The 17,713-nt window shown below is 39.2% G+C and carries 15 protein-coding genes; 4 read left to right on the forward strand and 11 right to left on the reverse strand.

Annotated elements, in window-relative coordinates:
- The first annotated feature begins 61 nt into the window (after positions 1-61).
- A complete protein-coding gene (locus KTI79_RS08490; RefSeq protein WP_032054975.1) occupies positions 62-973 on the forward strand; it encodes a bestrophin family protein in 912 nt (303 codons plus the stop codon).
- Between the two features lie 47 nt (positions 974-1,020).
- Here the strand turns inward: KTI79_RS08490 and KTI79_RS08495 are convergent, their stop codons facing one another.
- From KTI79_RS08495 to KTI79_RS08520, 6 genes are read right to left on the reverse strand one after another with little or no spacing between them, the layout of a single operon-like run.
- Entirely contained in the window at positions 1,021-2,079 is a 1,059-nt protein-coding gene (locus KTI79_RS08495; protein WP_032054976.1) for a 2,3-butanediol dehydrogenase, read from the reverse strand.
- Positions 2,080-2,108: 29 nt separating this feature from the next.
- Positions 2,109-2,894: an acetoin reductase gene (locus KTI79_RS08500; protein WP_000238436.1), complete on the reverse strand. Its 786-nt coding sequence runs from the start codon at positions 2,892-2,894 to the stop codon at positions 2,109-2,111.
- A gap of 26 nt (positions 2,895-2,920) precedes the next feature.
- Positions 2,921-4,324 (reverse strand): dihydrolipoyl dehydrogenase, encoded by a 1,404-nt coding sequence (gene lpdA / locus KTI79_RS08505; protein WP_032054977.1) that lies wholly within the window; start codon positions 4,322-4,324, stop codon positions 2,921-2,923.
- A 10-nt stretch (positions 4,325-4,334) separates the two neighbouring features.
- Positions 4,335-5,870, reverse strand: a complete 1,536-nt coding sequence (locus KTI79_RS08510) for a 2-oxo acid dehydrogenase subunit E2 (RefSeq protein ID WP_050679122.1) — start codon at positions 5,868-5,870, stop codon at positions 4,335-4,337.
- Between the two features lies 1 nt (position 5,871).
- Positions 5,872-6,891, reverse strand: a complete 1,020-nt coding sequence (locus KTI79_RS08515; RefSeq protein ID WP_032054979.1) for an alpha-ketoacid dehydrogenase subunit beta — start codon at positions 6,889-6,891, stop codon at positions 5,872-5,874.
- Positions 6,892-6,904: 13 nt separating this feature from the next.
- Entirely contained in the window at positions 6,905-7,867 is a 963-nt protein-coding gene (locus tag KTI79_RS08520) for a thiamine pyrophosphate-dependent dehydrogenase E1 component subunit alpha (protein WP_031948248.1), read from the reverse strand.
- Positions 7,868-8,231: 364 nt separating this feature from the next.
- Between KTI79_RS08520 and lipA the strand changes: the two genes are divergently transcribed.
- Complete coding sequence (gene lipA, locus KTI79_RS08525; protein WP_032054980.1) at positions 8,232-9,218, forward strand: lipoyl synthase; 987 nt, start codon at positions 8,232-8,234, stop codon at positions 9,216-9,218.
- Between the two features lie 156 nt (positions 9,219-9,374).
- A complete protein-coding gene (locus KTI79_RS08530; RefSeq protein ID WP_032054981.1) occupies positions 9,375-10,514 on the forward strand; it encodes a hypothetical protein in 1,140 nt (379 codons plus the stop codon).
- Positions 10,515-10,560: 46 nt separating this feature from the next.
- Here KTI79_RS08530 and KTI79_RS08535 read toward each other — a convergent pair whose 3' ends face one another.
- Complete coding sequence (locus KTI79_RS08535; protein WP_032054982.1) at positions 10,561-11,313, reverse strand: TenA family transcriptional regulator; 753 nt, start codon at positions 11,311-11,313, stop codon at positions 10,561-10,563.
- Positions 11,314-11,633: 320 nt separating this feature from the next.
- Here KTI79_RS08535 and KTI79_RS08540 point away from each other — a divergent pair, with 320 nt between their 5' ends.
- Positions 11,634-12,863 (forward strand): GGDEF domain-containing protein, encoded by a 1,230-nt coding sequence (locus tag KTI79_RS08540; protein ID WP_032054983.1) that lies wholly within the window; start codon positions 11,634-11,636, stop codon positions 12,861-12,863.
- A 242-nt stretch (positions 12,864-13,105) separates the two neighbouring features.
- On the opposite strand, the gene KTI79_RS08545 is transcribed toward KTI79_RS08540, so the two are convergent.
- The 4 genes from KTI79_RS08545 to trpB all read right to left on the reverse strand — a co-directional run bounded on the left by KTI79_RS08545 (position 13,106) and on the right by trpB (position 17,708).
- Positions 13,106-13,822 carry a hypothetical protein gene (locus KTI79_RS08545; RefSeq protein WP_017401713.1) on the reverse strand — a complete coding sequence of 239 codons (717 nt, stop codon included), beginning with the start codon at positions 13,820-13,822 and terminating at the stop codon, positions 13,106-13,108.
- 331 nt (positions 13,823-14,153) lie between these two features.
- Positions 14,154-15,245 (reverse strand): chorismate synthase, encoded by a 1,092-nt coding sequence (aroC, locus tag KTI79_RS08550; protein ID WP_032006143.1) that lies wholly within the window; start codon positions 15,243-15,245, stop codon positions 14,154-14,156.
- A gap of 12 nt (positions 15,246-15,257) precedes the next feature.
- The gene (gene prmB / locus KTI79_RS08555; protein ID WP_016141110.1) at positions 15,258-16,265 is read right to left on the reverse strand and encodes a 50S ribosomal protein L3 N(5)-glutamine methyltransferase; all 1,008 of its coding nucleotides are present in this window, start codon (positions 16,263-16,265) and stop codon (positions 15,258-15,260) included.
- Between the two features lie 237 nt (positions 16,266-16,502).
- On the reverse strand, positions 16,503-17,708 hold the full coding sequence (trpB, locus tag KTI79_RS08560) for a tryptophan synthase subunit beta (protein WP_032054984.1): 1,206 nt from the start codon (positions 17,706-17,708) through the stop codon (positions 16,503-16,505).
- Positions 17,709-17,713: the final 5 nt, after the last annotated feature.

A 17,713-nucleotide genomic window follows, 5' to 3' on the forward strand; every position in this document is an offset into this window, starting at 1 on the left:
TTGGCTCGTCTAAGGCGTATCATATTGCACTTGATTAGGTTCGTTAGTTCAAAGGCTTTATATGATTGTCCGTGATAAAAGCAATGTATTTAAATTATTATTTGCTTGGAAAGGAACAATTTTACCGAAGGTCTTGCCAGCACTGAGTTTTGTTGTCCTTATTTCAGCCTGTGTAGTCTGGTTCTCTTATTATCATTGGATTCAAATCCCTACCGTACCCGCGATCGGATTTACCATCTTTGGCGTGATTCTTTCGATTTGTACGGGTTTTCGAAATAATGCGTGTTATGACCGATGGTGGGAAGGCCGCAAACTGTGGGGTGCTTTAATTGCCAATGCCAGACATATTGTTAGAGACAGCCATGTTTTATCTAATGAACAACGTGAACATTTAATTCATCAGGTCTTAATTTTTAGTAATTTATTGCGTGATCGACTGCGTCAACAAACAGTCGAACCCACAAAATTTCTTGAACATGCCTATTTAAATAATTCTTCACTTAATTATTTAAATGAGCATATTAATGCACCGCAATTTGTACTCGAAAATATTCAAAAAGATTTAGTTAAAATACTAAAAGACGGCGAAATTAGTGACATTATCTATAGCACCTTAAATCGACATATTGTTGAGCTAGGCAATATCCAAGCAGGTTGTGACCGTATTGCTGGTACACCTTTACCCTATTCATATTCAGTACTTTTACACCGCGCCGTTTACTGTTTCTGTTTTATATTACCGTTTAGCCTTGAAGCAGCTTTAGGTATTTGGACACCGCTGATTGTGGGTTTAATCGCTTATATGTTTTTAGGTTTAGATGCCTTAAGCGCTCAAATTGAAGAACCTTTCGGTTTGCAAGAAAATGATTTACCGCTCGACTCTATTGTGCGTTTGATTGAGCGAGAATCTCTAAGCTCTTTAGGACAGCCATTACCACCCATTATTGAAGCCCAAGACAACAATTTACTTTAATAAAAAAGAGCGAATCATCGCTCTTTTTTATAGGCTTAAGTGTCTATTTATGGATGTACAATAATCTTAACGGCTGATTCATTGTTATGAATTAAGGTTTCAAAACCTTGTGAAATCAAATCATCAAGTTGAATGCGCTGGGTAATAAAAGGTTCCAGATTTATTTTACCTTCTTCGACCAGTTTAATGGTTTCTTGATGGTCATTTACGTAGGCAATTGTACCTCTTACATCGAGCTCTTTCATTACAACACTGTGCACATTAATTGATGCTGGGTGGCTCCAAATCGAAACAATAACTATAACGCCTGTTGGTTTCACTGCCGCGACCAAAGTATCTAACACCTTGTTAACGCTACTACATTCAAACGCAACATCAACACCATCGTCATTAGTAATTTTCATGACCTCAGAAACAACATCAACTTCTGACGGGTCTAAAATATAATCTGCAACACCCGACTCTTTGGCTTTTTCTTTACGTTTGGCACTTAACTCGGTAATTATGACCTTAAGCCCTTTCGCTTTTAAAATTGCCGAAAGCAACAAACCAATTGGCCCCGCACCGCCAACCAGTGCAATATCACCAGCCTTTGCACCACTACGTACGAAAGCATGATGACCCACCGATAACGGTTCAATTAAGGCTGCCTGATCCAGTGGAATTTTATTAGAAATTGGATGCACCCAACGGCGTTTAACCGCAATTTTTTCCGATAAACCACCACCACGACCACCTAAACCAATAAAGTTCATATTTTTGGAAAGATGATAATTATCGCCCGGTCCAGTCGGTACATCATCTGCCACAATATAAGGCTCTACGACTACATGCTGGCCAATTTCAATATCATCAACACCTTCACCTACGGCATAGACTACACCTGAAAATTCATGTCCCATGGTAATCGGTGCAGATTCACCTGAAATAGGATGCGGATGTCCACAAGGTGGAATAAAAATTGGTCCTTCCATAAATTCGTGCAAATCTGTACCACAGATTCCACACCAAGCTACCTTAATGCCTACAGTGCCGGGAGTGACTTCTGGTTCAGGGATATCTTCAATACGAATATCGCCTCTGTCGTAAAAACGTGCTGCTTTCATTATTATCTCCCTCAAATCAGGATGTTGTTTTAGCGATAGACAATGCCGCCGTCCGTTAAAATGGATTGACCCGTAATATAGTCCGAATCTTCACTTGCCAGAAAAGCAACTAATGCGGCTACATCGTCTGGTGTTTGGGCTCTACCTAAAGCAATACCTTCCACATACTTTTTATAAGTTTCACCAATTGCAGCACCGGTAATTTCAGCAAAACGTTTATCAATTTCAACCCACATGTCAGTTCCGACAATTCCGGGGCAATATCCATTTACCGTAATACCGTGACTGGCATATTCTTTTGCCGCAGCTTGGGTAAGTGCTCGTACCGCAAATTTGGTTGCCGAGTAAATACCGAGTAAAGCAAATCCATCATGGCCTGCAATTGAGCAAGCATTAATGATTTTACCTTTATGTTCGCGTTGTTTAAATTTTGCAGCAGCAGCCTGTATTCCCCACAGTACTCCACCAATATTAATATCAACAATTTTTTGGAATTCATCAGGTGTGATATCAGCAATCGCTTGAACTTGTGCAATTCCAGCATTATTAATCATGACATCAAACCCACCAAGTGTCTGCTCAGCATGATTTATAGCAGCATACACTTGCTCGCGGTCACTGACATCAGCAATAAATGTGCTCGCATTTACACCTAGAGCTTGAATTTCCTGCTGCACATCGTTCAGTCGATCTTGTTTCATATCAACTAATGCAATATGTGCCCCTTCTTGTGCCAAGCGCAGGGCAATCCCACGGCCAATGCCTTGGGCTGCCCCAGTCACTAAAGCGACTTTATTTTTTAATCCCTTAACCATGTTCAACTCCTGTAAATGTAGAATTTCTACATATGAATCGCTCGTTGCATTGAAGCCAAAATGGATTCATGCATGGCTTCTGATAATGTTGGATGCGGGAAAATCACTTGAGCTAAACTTTCATCAGTTGCTTCTAGATATTTCGCAATGGCAAATCCTTGGATATGTTCGGTCACTTCATGACCCACCATATGTGCACCAAGTAACTCACCCGTTTCTGCATGTACCACCGTTTTAACGAAACCTGACGCATCTCCAATTGCTAAAGCTTTACCATTTGCAGTTAAAGAAAACTTACCAATACGTATAGGTAGATTCTTAGCTTTTGCTGCATTTTCCGTTAAACCAATACTTGCCACTTGTGGATGTGTAAAAATACAACCGGGTATCTGGCTACGGTCGAGTGAATGGACGTTTGCCACACCAGCGATTTTCTCGACACATATCATGGCTTCATGGCTTGCTTTATGAGCGAGACAAGGCGCTCCAGCAACATCACCAATGGCATAAAGCCCTGCTACGTTGGTTTTACAATAGTCATCAATTGCCACAAAACCTTGTGGATTGAGTTCTACACCTAAACGTTCTAGTCCTAGCCCTGTGGTATTCGGCTGTACACCAATTGCCGAAAGCACGCGGTCAAAAACAAGCGTTTGAACATCATTTGCCGTTTCAACCACACAGTGGACTTGCTCATTTTCAATTTGAATACTTTGAACGACAGCATCGGTTATGACTTTCATACCTTTTTGTTCAAATTGTTTTCTAACAAATTGAGCAACTTCCGCATCTTCAGTTGGTAAAATCTGCTTGGCTAAATCAATTAATGTCACCTGACAACCCAAGTCTTGATAAAGGCTAGCAAACTCGCTACCAATTGCACCAGAACCTACAACCAGCAAACTTTTTGGTAACTGCTCTGGAACAAGCGCTTCTTTATAGCTCCAGACATATGTTCCATCGACAGGAAGTTGAGGAACATGTCGAGCTTTAGCTCCAGTTGCCAAAATGATATGTGGTGCACTCAAAGCCTGACTATTACCTTGAGCATCTGTCACTTCAAGTTTTTCTTTTGCCGTAAGCTGAGCACGACCATTAAAAACCGTCACCTGATTCTTTTTCAGTAAGTAATCGATGCCTTGTACTAATTGAGCTGACACTTGTCGGCTATGTTGCACAAGCTTTTGAATATCAAAATCGAGTTGCGATACCTGAAAACCAAACTGTCCGGCATGTTTAAACTGGGTTGCGAGCTCTGCCCCTGCAAGCAAAGCTTTGGTTGGAATACAGCCCCAATTTAGACAAATTCCGCCTAAATGTCGCTCTTCTACAATTGCGGTTTTTAACCCGAGCTGGGCTGCACGAATTGCAGCCACATACCCACCCGGTCCCGCGCCAATCACAATTAAATCAAATTGAGCTTCTGACATGCGGGTTCTCCTACACCAAAATTAAAGCAGGGTTTTCAACAAACTGCTTAAAGCTGGCCAAGAATTTTGCCCCAACTGCGCCATCAATAACTCGGTGATCGCATGACAACGTCGCTGTGACAATCTCACGAACCACTACATTGCCATTTTCGACAACAGCGCGAGATTCCGAAGCACCTAATGCCATAATTGCACCTTGCGGCGGGTTAATAATGGCATCGAACTGTTTAATGCCTAACATTCCTAAATTTGAAATGCTAAAGCTGCCTCCCTGAAACTCGTCAGGTTGTAACTTGCCAGTCTTAGCACGCGTTGCCAAATCACGCATGTCATCGGAAATTTGTGCTAAAGACTTCTGATTTGCTGCTTTTACAATGGGTGTAATTAAACCGTTTGGAATCGCTACGGCCACCGAAATATCCGCTTGAGAGAACTGTAAAATTGATTGAGTCGCCTCATCAAATTGAACATTCACCTCAGGTACTTTAATCAGCGCGGCGGCAGCTGCCTTAATTAGCATGTCATTAATAGAAAGTTTGACTTGTGGAACAGTCTCATTAATCTGCTTACGTAGTTTTTGCAAAGCTTCTACATTGAGATCGACCACTAAACGGAAATGCGGTGCGTTACGTTTTGCAGTCTGTAAGCGTGAAGCAATCGCTTTACGCATCCCATTCATCGCCACCGTCGTAATGGTTGATTGTGGTTGAGCTGCACATTGCACAGGTTGTTCATTTACCGACACTGGGTTATTACGATAGTAAACTGCCTCAACATCTTCTTTACAGACACGGCCACGAGTACCTGAAACACGGCAGTCATTTAGGTTAATACCCCACTGCTTTGCTAAACGACGTGCCACAGGTGTCGCTAAAACTTGGCTATCATCGGCTGTAGATTTAACCACTTTAGCTTGAGTTTGCTGCTTAATATCAGACCATTGACCACCAGCAGCTTGCACAGCTTTTTGGATGTCCTGAACACTAATGCGGCCTTCACGACCAGAACCTGTGACTTTTGCCAAGTTTACATTGTGTTTTTCTGCAAGCTTCAAGGCATGCGGCGTTGCAAACAACTCATTAGATGTTTGATAGCCTTGTAATGACTCTGGTACAGCGTAGTCATCTTTCGCTACCTTTGCAGGAGCTGAAGCACTAGCTGCTGCAGTCTGTGGTTGTGCTGTTTTTTCAGCAACAGGTGCAGATGTTTCCGCTTTACTTTGCTCCGAAGGTGCTTCGGGTGCTTGAGCTGCTGAACCACCTAGTGATGCGATAAACTTTTCAATTTCTGCATCAGAAACTTCACTATCAGCACATACGGCAATAAGACCACCAACAGGTAAAGTATCACTATCTTTCGCTAAAATTTTACGGAGCGTTCCAGCAAAAGGCGCTTCTAACACATTGACGATTTTTGTGGTTTCAATTTCACAAATTTCATCGCCCTTATTAAAGCTATCACCCTCTTTAATCAACCATTGGGCGATCGTGCCTTCTTCCATGGATAATCCCCATTTCGGGATCTCCAGCGTTTTAATTTCGCTCATCCTAAGCCTCCAATGTTTTTCGCACAGCTTGCTCAATACGCTCTACACTTGGAATCCATTCTTTTTCTAAAACTGGAGAGAATGGAACAGGCGTATGTGGTGGCGTTACGAGTTCAACAGGTGCTTTCAAATAGTGGAAACCTTTTTGCGCGATCAGGGCAGCAACATCATGACCAAAGCCACAGCGTGCCGCTGATTCATCCACAATAACCACACGCCCAGTTGATGCAACAGACTCTAAAATTCCTTCTTCATCCAGAGGTGAAATTGTTCGAGGGTCGACCACTTCAACTGAAATACCATCTTTTGCTAGTTTATCTGCTACTTCATTGGCACGGTGTACCATCAAACCTAAAGCAATAATGGTCACGTCTGTCCCTTCACGGGTGTAATTTGCTACACCAAAAGGAATGGTATAGGCATCATCTGGAACTTCACCTTTAATGTCATAAAGCATTTTATGTTCACAGAACACTACAGGGTCGTCATCTCGAATAGCCTGAATTAATAGCCCTTTCACATCATATGGGCTAGATGGAACCACAACTTTTAAGCCCGGAACCGCGGCAAATACGTTATATGGTGACTGAGAATGCTGAGCTGCCGCAGAAAAACCTGCGCCAATCATGCCACGTACAACCATTGGCGCTTTTGCTTTCCCTCCGAACATATAACGGAATTTAGCGGCTTGGTTATAGAGCATGTCATGACACACGCCATAGAAATCCATAAACATTAAATCGGCAACAGGACGTAAACCTGTTGCAGCAGCCCCAGCAGCCATACCGATAATTGCAGACTCGGTAATTGGGGTATCAATAACACGTTCCGAACCAAATTCTGTCCATAAGCCTTTGGTTACACCAAGTACCCCACCGAAACCTTCAAGCTCGTTATCTTCGGTATTTTTACCGCCGTGCCCACCACGAACATCTTCACCAACAACAAATACGGTTGGATCACGGCGCATTTCTGATTCAATGGCTTCTTTAATTGCATTACGAAAACTTTTATTTGGCATCTTTACTATTCCTTTAGTAAGAGACATAGACGTCAGTAAGGAGTTGTTCTGGTTGTGGGTATGCCGCAGCACGAGCTTTAGCAACGGCATCATCAACATTTGCCTTAGAAGCTGCATCAATCTCGTCTAGTTTGGCTTCATCAATTTTGCCTTTGACTTTCTCACGGAAAATTTTCAAAGGATCTTTATTTTCTTTGATGAACTCGACTTCTTCTTTAGAACGAATCAAGCCAGGGTCACCTTCGAAGTGGCCATAAAAACGGTTTGTAATGGTTTCAATCACGCTCGGACCTTCACCACGGCGTGCACGTTCAATGGCAGTTTGAGCGGCTTCATAGACCGCAAAGAAATCGGTACCATCAACTTTAACCGCAGGTAAACCAAAACCTGCTGCACGACCAGCAATGTCTTTGCTTCCTACTGCGTAATCATGACCAGTACCTTCACCAAAACCGTTATTTTCGAATACGAAAATGACTGGAAGTTTAAGAACAACCGCCATGTTCATTGCTTCAAAAGTAAGACCTTGGTTTGAACCGCCGTCACCTGTAAAAGACAGTCCGACACCACCAGTCTTTAAGGTTTTCGCTGTCAACGCCGCACCAATAGCTAAAGGAGGTCCACCACCCACAATTCCGTTGGCACCGAGCATACCTTTATCTAAATCGGCAATATGCATAGAACCGCCTTTTCCACGGCATAGCCCGTCATCTTTACCGAAAATTTCCAGCATCATGGCGTGAATATCACAGCCTTTTGCAATACAGTGTCCATGTCCACGGTGTGTTGAAGTGATATAGTCTTTGTCGGTTAAGTTTTCGCAAATCCCGACTGCTACAGCTTCTTCTCCGCTATATAAGTGAATAAAGCCTGGAATATCACCATTGGTATTTTCTTCATGAAGTCGATCCTCAAATTCACGAATATCACGCATGCGTTTATATGCTGCGAGTAATTGCTCTTCCGTTAATTGCATATCCTTTTCCTTTATTATCTTGATTATTAAAAATCAACCAAGTTTCAGCGAGTGTTATATATTTCGCTATAAATAATAAAGCTCAATTTAATTTAATATGCTATTAGACTAAAAAGTTTTAAATAAGTTTTTTAGCTATTAATTTTTATTTATCACAAGCTTACACCGCAAAAATAAAATTAAAAAATTTTAATTCATTTCACACACTTGCAAAACAAACCTTTAACCAACCTTTATTAATTTATAATATTTGCTGTGCACTATACGCATTAATAAATTCTTTATTTCTTATTTATAGAAATAAGGTTTTTTATTATAACTAGTCTAGTTGCAAATTTATTTAATATAAAATGGAATTTTATATATGGACTTAAAAAGGCAAATAGAGACAGGTATTAAATTAAGAGGAGCGGATAAAGTTGCTCGCATTCCGATTAAAATTTTACCTACAGAAAAGTTACCGACTAAACCTGACTGGATTCGAGCAAAAATAAATGATTTCGAAGAAATTCAACGTATCAAAAATTTATTACGCCAACAAAAGCTACATAGTGTTTGCGAAGAGGCCGCATGTCCAAATCTACCTGAATGTTTTGGTGGTGGTACGGCAACATTTATGATTATGGGAGATATTTGTACAAGACGTTGCCCTTTTTGTGATGTCGCTCATGGTCGTCCAAAACCGCTAGATGAAGATGAACCTAAGCATTTGGCAGAAACAGTCGCAAATCTAAACTTAAAGTATGTCGTGATTACCTCAGTAGACCGCGACGATCTACATGATGGCGGCGCTGCACATTTTGTAAAGTGTATTGAAGAAATTAGGAAACGTTGTCCAGAAACATTGATTGAGATTTTAGTACCAGATTTTCGCGGTCGTTTAGAGACAGCTCTTTCGACTTTGAGCTTATCTCCTCCAGATGTGTTTAATCATAATATTGAGACGGTTCCTCGTTTATATAAAGCGATGCGCCCCGGTTCAGATTATCAACATTCACTAGAGTTACTTAAACGCTTTAAAGCATATTGTCCCGATATCAAAACCAAGTCTGGCCTGATGGTTGGATTAGGAGAAATTGAAGCCGAAGTACTTGCCCTACTCAATGATTTAAAAGACTATCAAGTCGATCTTATCACGATTGGTCAATATCTTCAGCCTTCAAAATCACATGCGCCTATTCATCGGTTTGTAAATTTACAAGAATTTGAACGATATACCCGACACGGTAAGCGATTAGGTTTTAAAAATATTTGGAGTGCACCTATGGTTCGTTCTAGCTATTTTGCTGATCGACAATATTTCGGAGAAGAAGTGCCAAAGCCTTTCAGCCGACAAGATGTCTTATCTTAATGGGTAAACAATTAACAAAACTTATCCAATAGGATAATGGTCAAGACTTATAAAATTATTTAAGGTAAGGAGATAATTAGGAAATAGTCACAATAAGAAAGTTATAACTGTTGAGCGGCTACGGATACGCCATTTCAATGATAAAGGAATTTCGATATGGATATGTCAGAACAATTATCATCGCCTTTAATAGACACTACTCCGTCCTTATTTCGGCCGGAAACCTCATCTCATTCTAAACAATTAGGAAAAAAACCATCACTTGACCTTGAAGCAGCGCCTTTATTTGATCTGGGTGAGGAATGGGAACATTCATTATTTGGTCGTTCAATCCAAGAGTGTCATAGAAATTTGATGCACATTGCTGAAGATGCAGATATGGCCATTGGGGTGACTGACCCTCATGGCACACTACTGTGGACATGGAGTAGTACACCTATGCGTTCATCTGCCGAACAAGTCCATTTTGTTGAAGGTGGACAATGGTCAACCCAAGCGGTTGGTCAAAATGCAATTGGTCTTGCCCTAAATACACATTCTGCAAGCTGTGTTTATTCACATGAAAACCAGATGAATAGTGTTAGAGACTGGGTATGTTATGCAGCCCCGATCACCGATGCAAATACAGGCCAGTTTTATGGTATTATGAACTTATCAACCAAATATCAAAAACATAATTCTCTGGGGCTTTTAGCTGTTGAAAGATGCGCTGATATTGTGAAGCAAGCAATTCAGCTTCATCAAAAAAATATTTTATATATTAAGGCCTTTGGTACTCCTAAAGTTCAATATAACCAACACAGCCTTACATTGACTCAACGTCAAATTGAGATTCTGTGCATTCTAACCCTTTGTCCCGAAGGGATTAATCTTGAAGAACTTCACTATGCTTTATATGGCGATCGACCAGTAAGTACCACCACCTTAAAAGCAGAACTTTCTCAACTCAGAAACTTAATACCCGACGTTATCGAGTCACGACCATATAGACTTAACTGCGAAATTCAATGTGATTTTTTAATGGCCGAACAAGCCTTAAACCTTGGTTTTACATCAACTACGCTTACACTCTATAGAGGGAGTTTCTTAGCTAAATCAGAAAGTCCTTTTTTATGCGCATGGAGAGATTGTTTTGATGCTCGTTTGAGTCATGTGATTTATCAAATTGAAGATATTGATCAATTATTGCGAGTAGTCAGTCGTGTACCAGACCGTGTAGATGCTGTTGAACGTTTACTTGAATTATTACCCGAAGAAACACCTTATCGAACTAAACTCTTAAAGTTGCTCGAATAAAATAAAAGGGAGAATATCCATGATATTCTCCCTTTTTAAGGCTAGATCAAGCAGAGGCTTGAAGCTGTACCCTATAGCAGTCGTCCAAAGCTAATTCATAATACCGCAGCCCTTCTTCTGCAGCATGAAATGCTTTTTGCTGCCAGTCAGGACGCTCATTACATAAGCGCTTAATCAACTCCATAGCTTCATATGGATGAAGATCATCGTAATGTGCATGCGCGCGTAACCAAGCTAAAGAACGTTTATCAATCGTAACTTCAGGATGATCTGTATAAGTATGAATCCCTTTATACACCTGAATTGACCAATCTCCGGTTGCCCATTCAATCGCCAAATTTGTTGCCGCCAGACATTCTGCTAAATTGCCTCGATGACTCATATTCCATAGAAAATGGTTTACAGCATTCATAGCAGCTGGTGGTCGTACATGATCAAGTTCTTCAACTGTTAAGCCAAAACCTCCAGCCCAATCGCGATACCATTTTAAGTGTCGCTCTTCTACCTTAATATTTTGAATTAACCAATCTCGCGCTTCAGTAACTCCCGGTTCAGAAAATCCAGTCGCTTTCCCCAGTGCTCCAGCCATATAGGACGGGAAATGGGCGACTAATGGATAAAAATTAAGTAGAGCATAACGGAAACTATCTAGGCTCAATCCCCCATTGGCCATTTCCGTAAAGAACGGATGTTTACTCACCCGTTCTTTGGCTGGTAACAGGTCGTCCCAGAACCGTTGTGACCATTCATTATGCGGTGTAATTTCTAAATTCATTCCATATTGATTTAGAGCAGTCATTGCTAATTTTCCTATTTATATGACAGCAATCATCTGTATTTCACGCTATAAGTCTATCCGAAAATGATAAAGATACAATCGTTAATCGACCATTTGTAACTTTTTTCGATGGATTGGAGAACTTTAGATAATTATTAGGCTAATCATTGAAATGTCGTGATTTTTATCACATTTAACATAGATAAAAATCATTACTTTTTTAAAAAATCTGTATTATTATTTTCAATAAACCACACATTATATAATCAATATTTTTAGATGGAACTTTACTTAAAATAAGTCTCATTTTATGACAACTTCCAATATAGAGAGCATTAATTATGAAGTTGCAGGGTTCCAATATATTGGGACAGGAACAAATAGATTTATTAACCACGCGAGGTTTAAATTTCGTATGGTTTCCAAAGCAGCTTGAAACGATTTATCGTTTTCAATACCAAAACGGTGCTGCCTATGAGTTCCGCTATAGAGCGCCTATTATTCTAATATTATATATATTTTTAAGCTTTGGTATATATCAAGTTTTACCAACTGAACAAGTTTTACCCTGGTTTAGTTATTATTCTTGGGTCGGTGTAATTATTTTTATTGCTTGGATTTTATCGTTTATTAAAAAATTAAATCAGTATTTTGATTATTATGTAGGAATTGGCTCAGCTTTAGCGGTAGCAATTACTTTTATTTTAATTAACGTTATTGAAAATGGACAAGAAAATGTTCTTTTTCATGCAGCGATGATGTATGCGATCGTCATTATTTATGGTGCTGTTGGTATGCGTTTCTATACCGCCATATTTGCTGGTTGGATAGGAGGGCTAGCTGGAATTTTAGTAAGTAACTACTTAAATGGAGTAATCGACTGGACTTTTCTGAACCGTACTTACACCTTCAGTAGTTTTTTAGGAATGACTCTCGCCTATGCAACTGACCGTCAGCACCGTGAAAACTATTTACAAAACTGTATGATCGAGCTGAACCGTATTGAGCTTATGCAACAAGCACAACAACTCTCTTTACTTTCGCAGCAAGATGCACTTACAGGTTTAGCCAATCGACGTTATCTGGATGAGACTCTTGATAATGAATGGCGACGTGCATTACGCCATGAAACACCACTCACCATTATGATGGTCGATATCGACTATTTTAAAGCATACAATGACACACTAGGGCATATAAAAGGTGATGAATGTTTAAAAGAAATCGCAGTTGCTATTTCTTCTATTGCTGCTCGTAGTGGTGACTTAGTTGCTCGTTATGGTGGCGAAGAGTTCTTACTATTATTCCCAATGACAAATGCCCAGCAAGCTTTAATACAGGTCGAGCGTTTGATGAATGCAATTAGCAAGATTGCGATTAAGCATCCATGTAGTGATGTTTCACCCTATGTCACCATTAGCGTAGGTGTCGCAACCACAATTCCGCGACTAAACGACTCAATTTCTGCTTTTGTTGCACGAGCTGACCATGCATTATACAAAGCAAAAACGAATGGACGTAATCAATATAAGATTGCTGTAAATGAAGAACAAATTGTAGATTTAACTTAAAGAGTTAGAATAATATTGAGAATATTTTTTGATTAATAAATATATAATTTACTGTTTTGCACTTCTTGATTCGATTCAAAATGATAAGAAATCAATATTAGCTTTTCCATCCGTGGCAAAAGCTAAAATTTAATCTAGATTTAATATGTACTAAATATTGTTGTTTAATTCTTAATATTAAATTAAGAATAGTTTAGTTAAGATTAATACATACCTACTCTAACCTAAAAAACTTCAGTTCATCAGAATTCTCCTTTTAACTTCTTCCAAAGTTTATTTATAAAATAGAGCAATAAGTTTTGCTCCATCCTTGGAGGTGTTGTCTGAACAACTTCATTTGAAAACGGCAATATCGAGACAATATTCTCATGTATCGTTTCATAGTTCGGATAAGCCTCTTTTTTAATAATCTCTATAATTTTTTGTATTTCATCTACAGATAAGTTCAAGAATTTTTTAATTTCTTGGACTGTCTTTGATTCAATAGATAATAAAGCACAAACTCTAGTGACATTAACAATCTGCTCTGCATGAATATTTTTAAAGTTTGGATAACAAACAAGTTTATATAGAATTTTTGTCTCAAACGGATCTGTAGCAGTTATATTTTCTATTCGTTCTCGATAAGATTTTTTAAAATATTCATTATTTTCAATTTCTAATAAAATTTTTAAAAGCTCCTGATACCTTAAAGGCCTCTTTAATCCATATTGATAACCTTTTAAAAGCTCAGGGTTATTACTTAATACAATTTTAATTTTTTTAGGAATAAGAATATTTGTATAGCCACTGTCTAAATCAATAATATATATATCTGGATTATCATCACTATATATCCAGTTTTCAGATAGCTGAGAGGATAAAGATAAGTCATGAATAACTTTTATCATTGCCTCTAAGTTTTTAGGCAATAGTTTATCCTTTGACATACAGCCAATTCTATATGTACATTGATTCATTGATATTTCCCCAATTTCAATGATGACTTTGAAAATTATTTGTTTAAAGTAATAAAATTTAAATATGTAATAAACTTATATAAAAACCAATTTAAATGAAATTATTTTTAAGATATACATATCTTGCGCAAGTATAAAAATTAATAAGATTTTAATTTTTTACTTAAGCAGATAAATATATTCAGAAATAAATCGCGGGTATTATATTTATATAGAGATTATAAGACAAGGAAATAATTTAAAATTTAATAGAGCCGAATGTGATAAAAAATTAAAGCCCCCAAGTTTAAGTTAAATATGGGGGCTTAATTTACTACAGTCAAAATTATGACTATGGTTCAATTGGTGCAAACGGTGGAACAACATCTGCATTTTGTGCACGATGGCGTAGGAAGTGATCCATTAGGACAATAGCCAACATTGCTTCTGCAATTGGAGTTGCTCGTACACCTACACATGGGTCATGGCGACCTTTAGTCAATACATCAGTATCTTCACGGCTTAAATTAATCGTTTTACCTGGTGTTGTAATACTTGCAGTAGGTTTTAATGCAATGGCAACTCGAATCGTCTGACCACTCGAAATACCGCCTAAAATACCGCCTGCATGGTTTGCTAAGAAGCCATTACTCGTCAACTCATCACGTGTTTCATGACCAAATTGCCCAGCAACTGCGAAACCATCCCCGATTTCAACACCTTTAACTGCATTAATGCTCATCATGGCATGAGCAATGTCAGCATCTAGCCGGTCAAAAACAGGTTCACCCCAGCCTACAGGAACTTTTTCAGCTAAAATTTCTAGCTTAGCCCCGCAGCTTGTACCTTGTTCACGTAAAGATGTAACCAATGCTTCAAAACGAGGAACAGCATCTACATCGCCACAGAAAAATGGGTTATTTGGAACTTCATTCCAATCCAGTTTTTCAGCAACTTCATTACCAATTTGTGTGACATGGCCACGAATCAAAACACCGAACTTTTCTGCTAAATATTTTTTAGCAATAGCACCCGCTGCAACACGCATAGCAGTTTCACGAGCACTAGATCGTCCACCACCGCGGTAATCACGGAAACCATACTTTTGTGTATAGGTGTAGTCCGCATGACCGGGTCTAAAGGTTTGCGCAATATTTCCATAATCTTTCGATTTTTGGTCAGTATTACGAATGAGTAAACCAATTGGCGTACCAGTAGTTTTGCCCTCAAACACACCAGAAATAATTTCAACCTGATCAGGTTCTTTACGCTGAGTCGCAAATTTTGATGTACCCGGCTTACGGCGGTCCAGATCTTTTTGTAGATCGTCTTCGGTTAACTCAAGACCAGGTGGCACACCATCAACAATTGCCATTAAGCCAACGCCATGAGACTCGCCACATGTCGTTACACGAAAGAGTTGTCCAATACTGTTCCCTGCCATATGTACAACTCCTTATGCTTGTTGCTGTTCAAATAGTTTTCTATAACGACGACATTGTTCTGCAGTTAAAGCAAAAATGCCAGAACCACCTTTTTGGAAAGTAAGCCAGTTGAAATCGATGGTATTGAAGTTCTGACGCATAGCCCATTCAGAGTTACCCACTTCAATGACAATTAAACCATCTTCAGTTAAATAATCTGCCGCTTGAGCAAGCATTTTACGCACGAGGTCTAAACCATCTTGACCTGCTGCCAATGCAAGCTCAGGTTCGTGTAAAAACTCTTCCGGTAAGTCAGCCATATCTTCGGCATCAACGTACGGAGGATTACTTACAATTAAATCGTACTGGTTTTCAGCTGGAATTTTGGCAAATAAATCAGATTCAAGTAATGCAACTTGATATTGCTTATTGTGATGTTCAACATTAATCGAAGCTACTTCTAAGGCTTCTTTAGAAATGTCTGTTGCATCCACTTCAGCATCTGGATAAGCATAAGCCAAAGCTACAGCAATACAACCAGAACCTGTACACATATCTAAAATACGCTGTGGAGTTTTAGGTTTAGCATTTTCTGGCAGGTTGTTAAGTGCTTCACGCATTTGACCATTTTCATCTAAGCAATATGGTGCAAAACGTTGCTCAATTAACTCTGCAATTGGTGAACGTGGAATAAGTACACGCTCATCCACATAAAATGGCTTATTAAAGAAGTAAGCTAAATTTAATAAATAGGAAGTCGGAATACGGTCATTAATACGACGCTCTAACAAACTTAAGAATTCTGCTTTTTCACTTGGTAATAACTTGGCATCTAAAATCTCTGCATCTGCTGACCATTCAAGAGATAAGGTTTGTAAAACTAATGCAGAACTTTCTGCAAAATAATCTTCAGTACCTTGTCCTAAATGTGCATCATGTTGACGTAATGCTGATACCCCAAAACGAATGAAATCTCGAATTGTTGATAAATTTTCAGCCGCTTCCTGTAAATGTTCAGGGCTAATCGTCGGTCGCTCCACTTAGGCGTCTCCAAAGGCAAATTTTGCAAAGTGACTATTCTACTGAGTGAGACAAAGCAACGCAACGCTTTGCCTTGTGAACCAGTGTTTTACACACCCATCTCTAACAATCACAGCTTAAAATTAGAATACTTTGTTTTAATTAAGAAATAATGAACTTTATAAGTAGCTTTAGATGTAGTCTTTGAAACAAAAAAGCGGCCCTTAAATACTGACCGCTTTTGGAGATTAGTCGGCTTAAAGCTTAAGCTTTTCGGCAACATAATCAGAGTCTTTATCTCCACGACCAGAAAGATTAACCACAATCATGGTTTCTTTCGACAGCTTTGGCGCTTCTCGTATTGCCCATGCGACAGCGTGTGAGCTTTCAAGCGCAGGAACAATTCCTTCTACACGAGATAAGGTCATAAAAGCATCCAAACACTCTTGGTCAGTTGCAGTGCTATATTCCACACGGCCTAAATCTTTTAAGAAACTATGCTGTGGACCAACACCAGGATAGTCCAATCCTGAAGCAATAGAATGCACGGGTAACGGTTCACCAGCTTCATTTTCAAGCACGTAACATGCCATACCATGAATTTGACTTGGTTTCCCTAAGGTTAAAGTTGCCGAATGCATGTGAGTTTCTAAACCATGTCCTGCTGGTTCAACTCCAACCAATTTCACATCCGAATCATTTAGAAATGCTGTAAAGGCACCGATTGCATTTGAACCACCACCAACACATGCGACAACATAATCTGGGTTTTTACCAAAACGATGATGCGTCTGCTCTTTAATTTCATTGCCAATAATCGATTGAAAATCTCGAACCATTTTTGGAAATGGATGTGGTCCAACTACAGAACCAATTGCATAAATAAAGTTTTTAGGGTCTTTTAAATATTCTTCAAACGCGCTATCTACAGCATCTTTTAAGGTTGCTGTACCACGTGTAACTGCCACCAAATGAGCACCCAAAATTTTCATTTTGACCACATTTGGATGTTCTTTTTCGATATCGACTTGACCCATGTGAATTTCACATGGAATACCAACTAAAGCACAAGCGGTTGCCAAAGCGACCCCATGCTGACCAGCACCTGTTTCAGCAATAACTTTCTTTTTGCCCATATATTTAGCAAGTAAAGCTTCACCTAAGCAGTGATTAATTTTGTGGGCACCCGTGTGGTTCAAATCTTCACGTTTTAAGTAAATTTGTGCGCCACCTAACTGTTCAGATAGACGCTTCGCATGAAATAACGGACTTGGACGGCCTACATAATTTGCAAAGAGGTCTGATAGTTCATTTTGAAATTCAGCTGTATGGCGAATTTCTTCATAAGCAACATTAATTTCATCCATTGCTTCTTTTAAATGCGGAGGAATAAATTGGCCTCCATATTCACCAAAAAATCCTTGTTCATTTGGCAAAGCAATACCATTAATTTGATGTTGCATATCAT

It is taken from the genome of Acinetobacter sp. WU_MDCI_Abxd143, assembly GCF_025514195.1.
In the GTDB taxonomy this organism is placed as follows: Bacteria; Pseudomonadota; Gammaproteobacteria; order Pseudomonadales; family Moraxellaceae; genus Acinetobacter; species Acinetobacter pittii_H.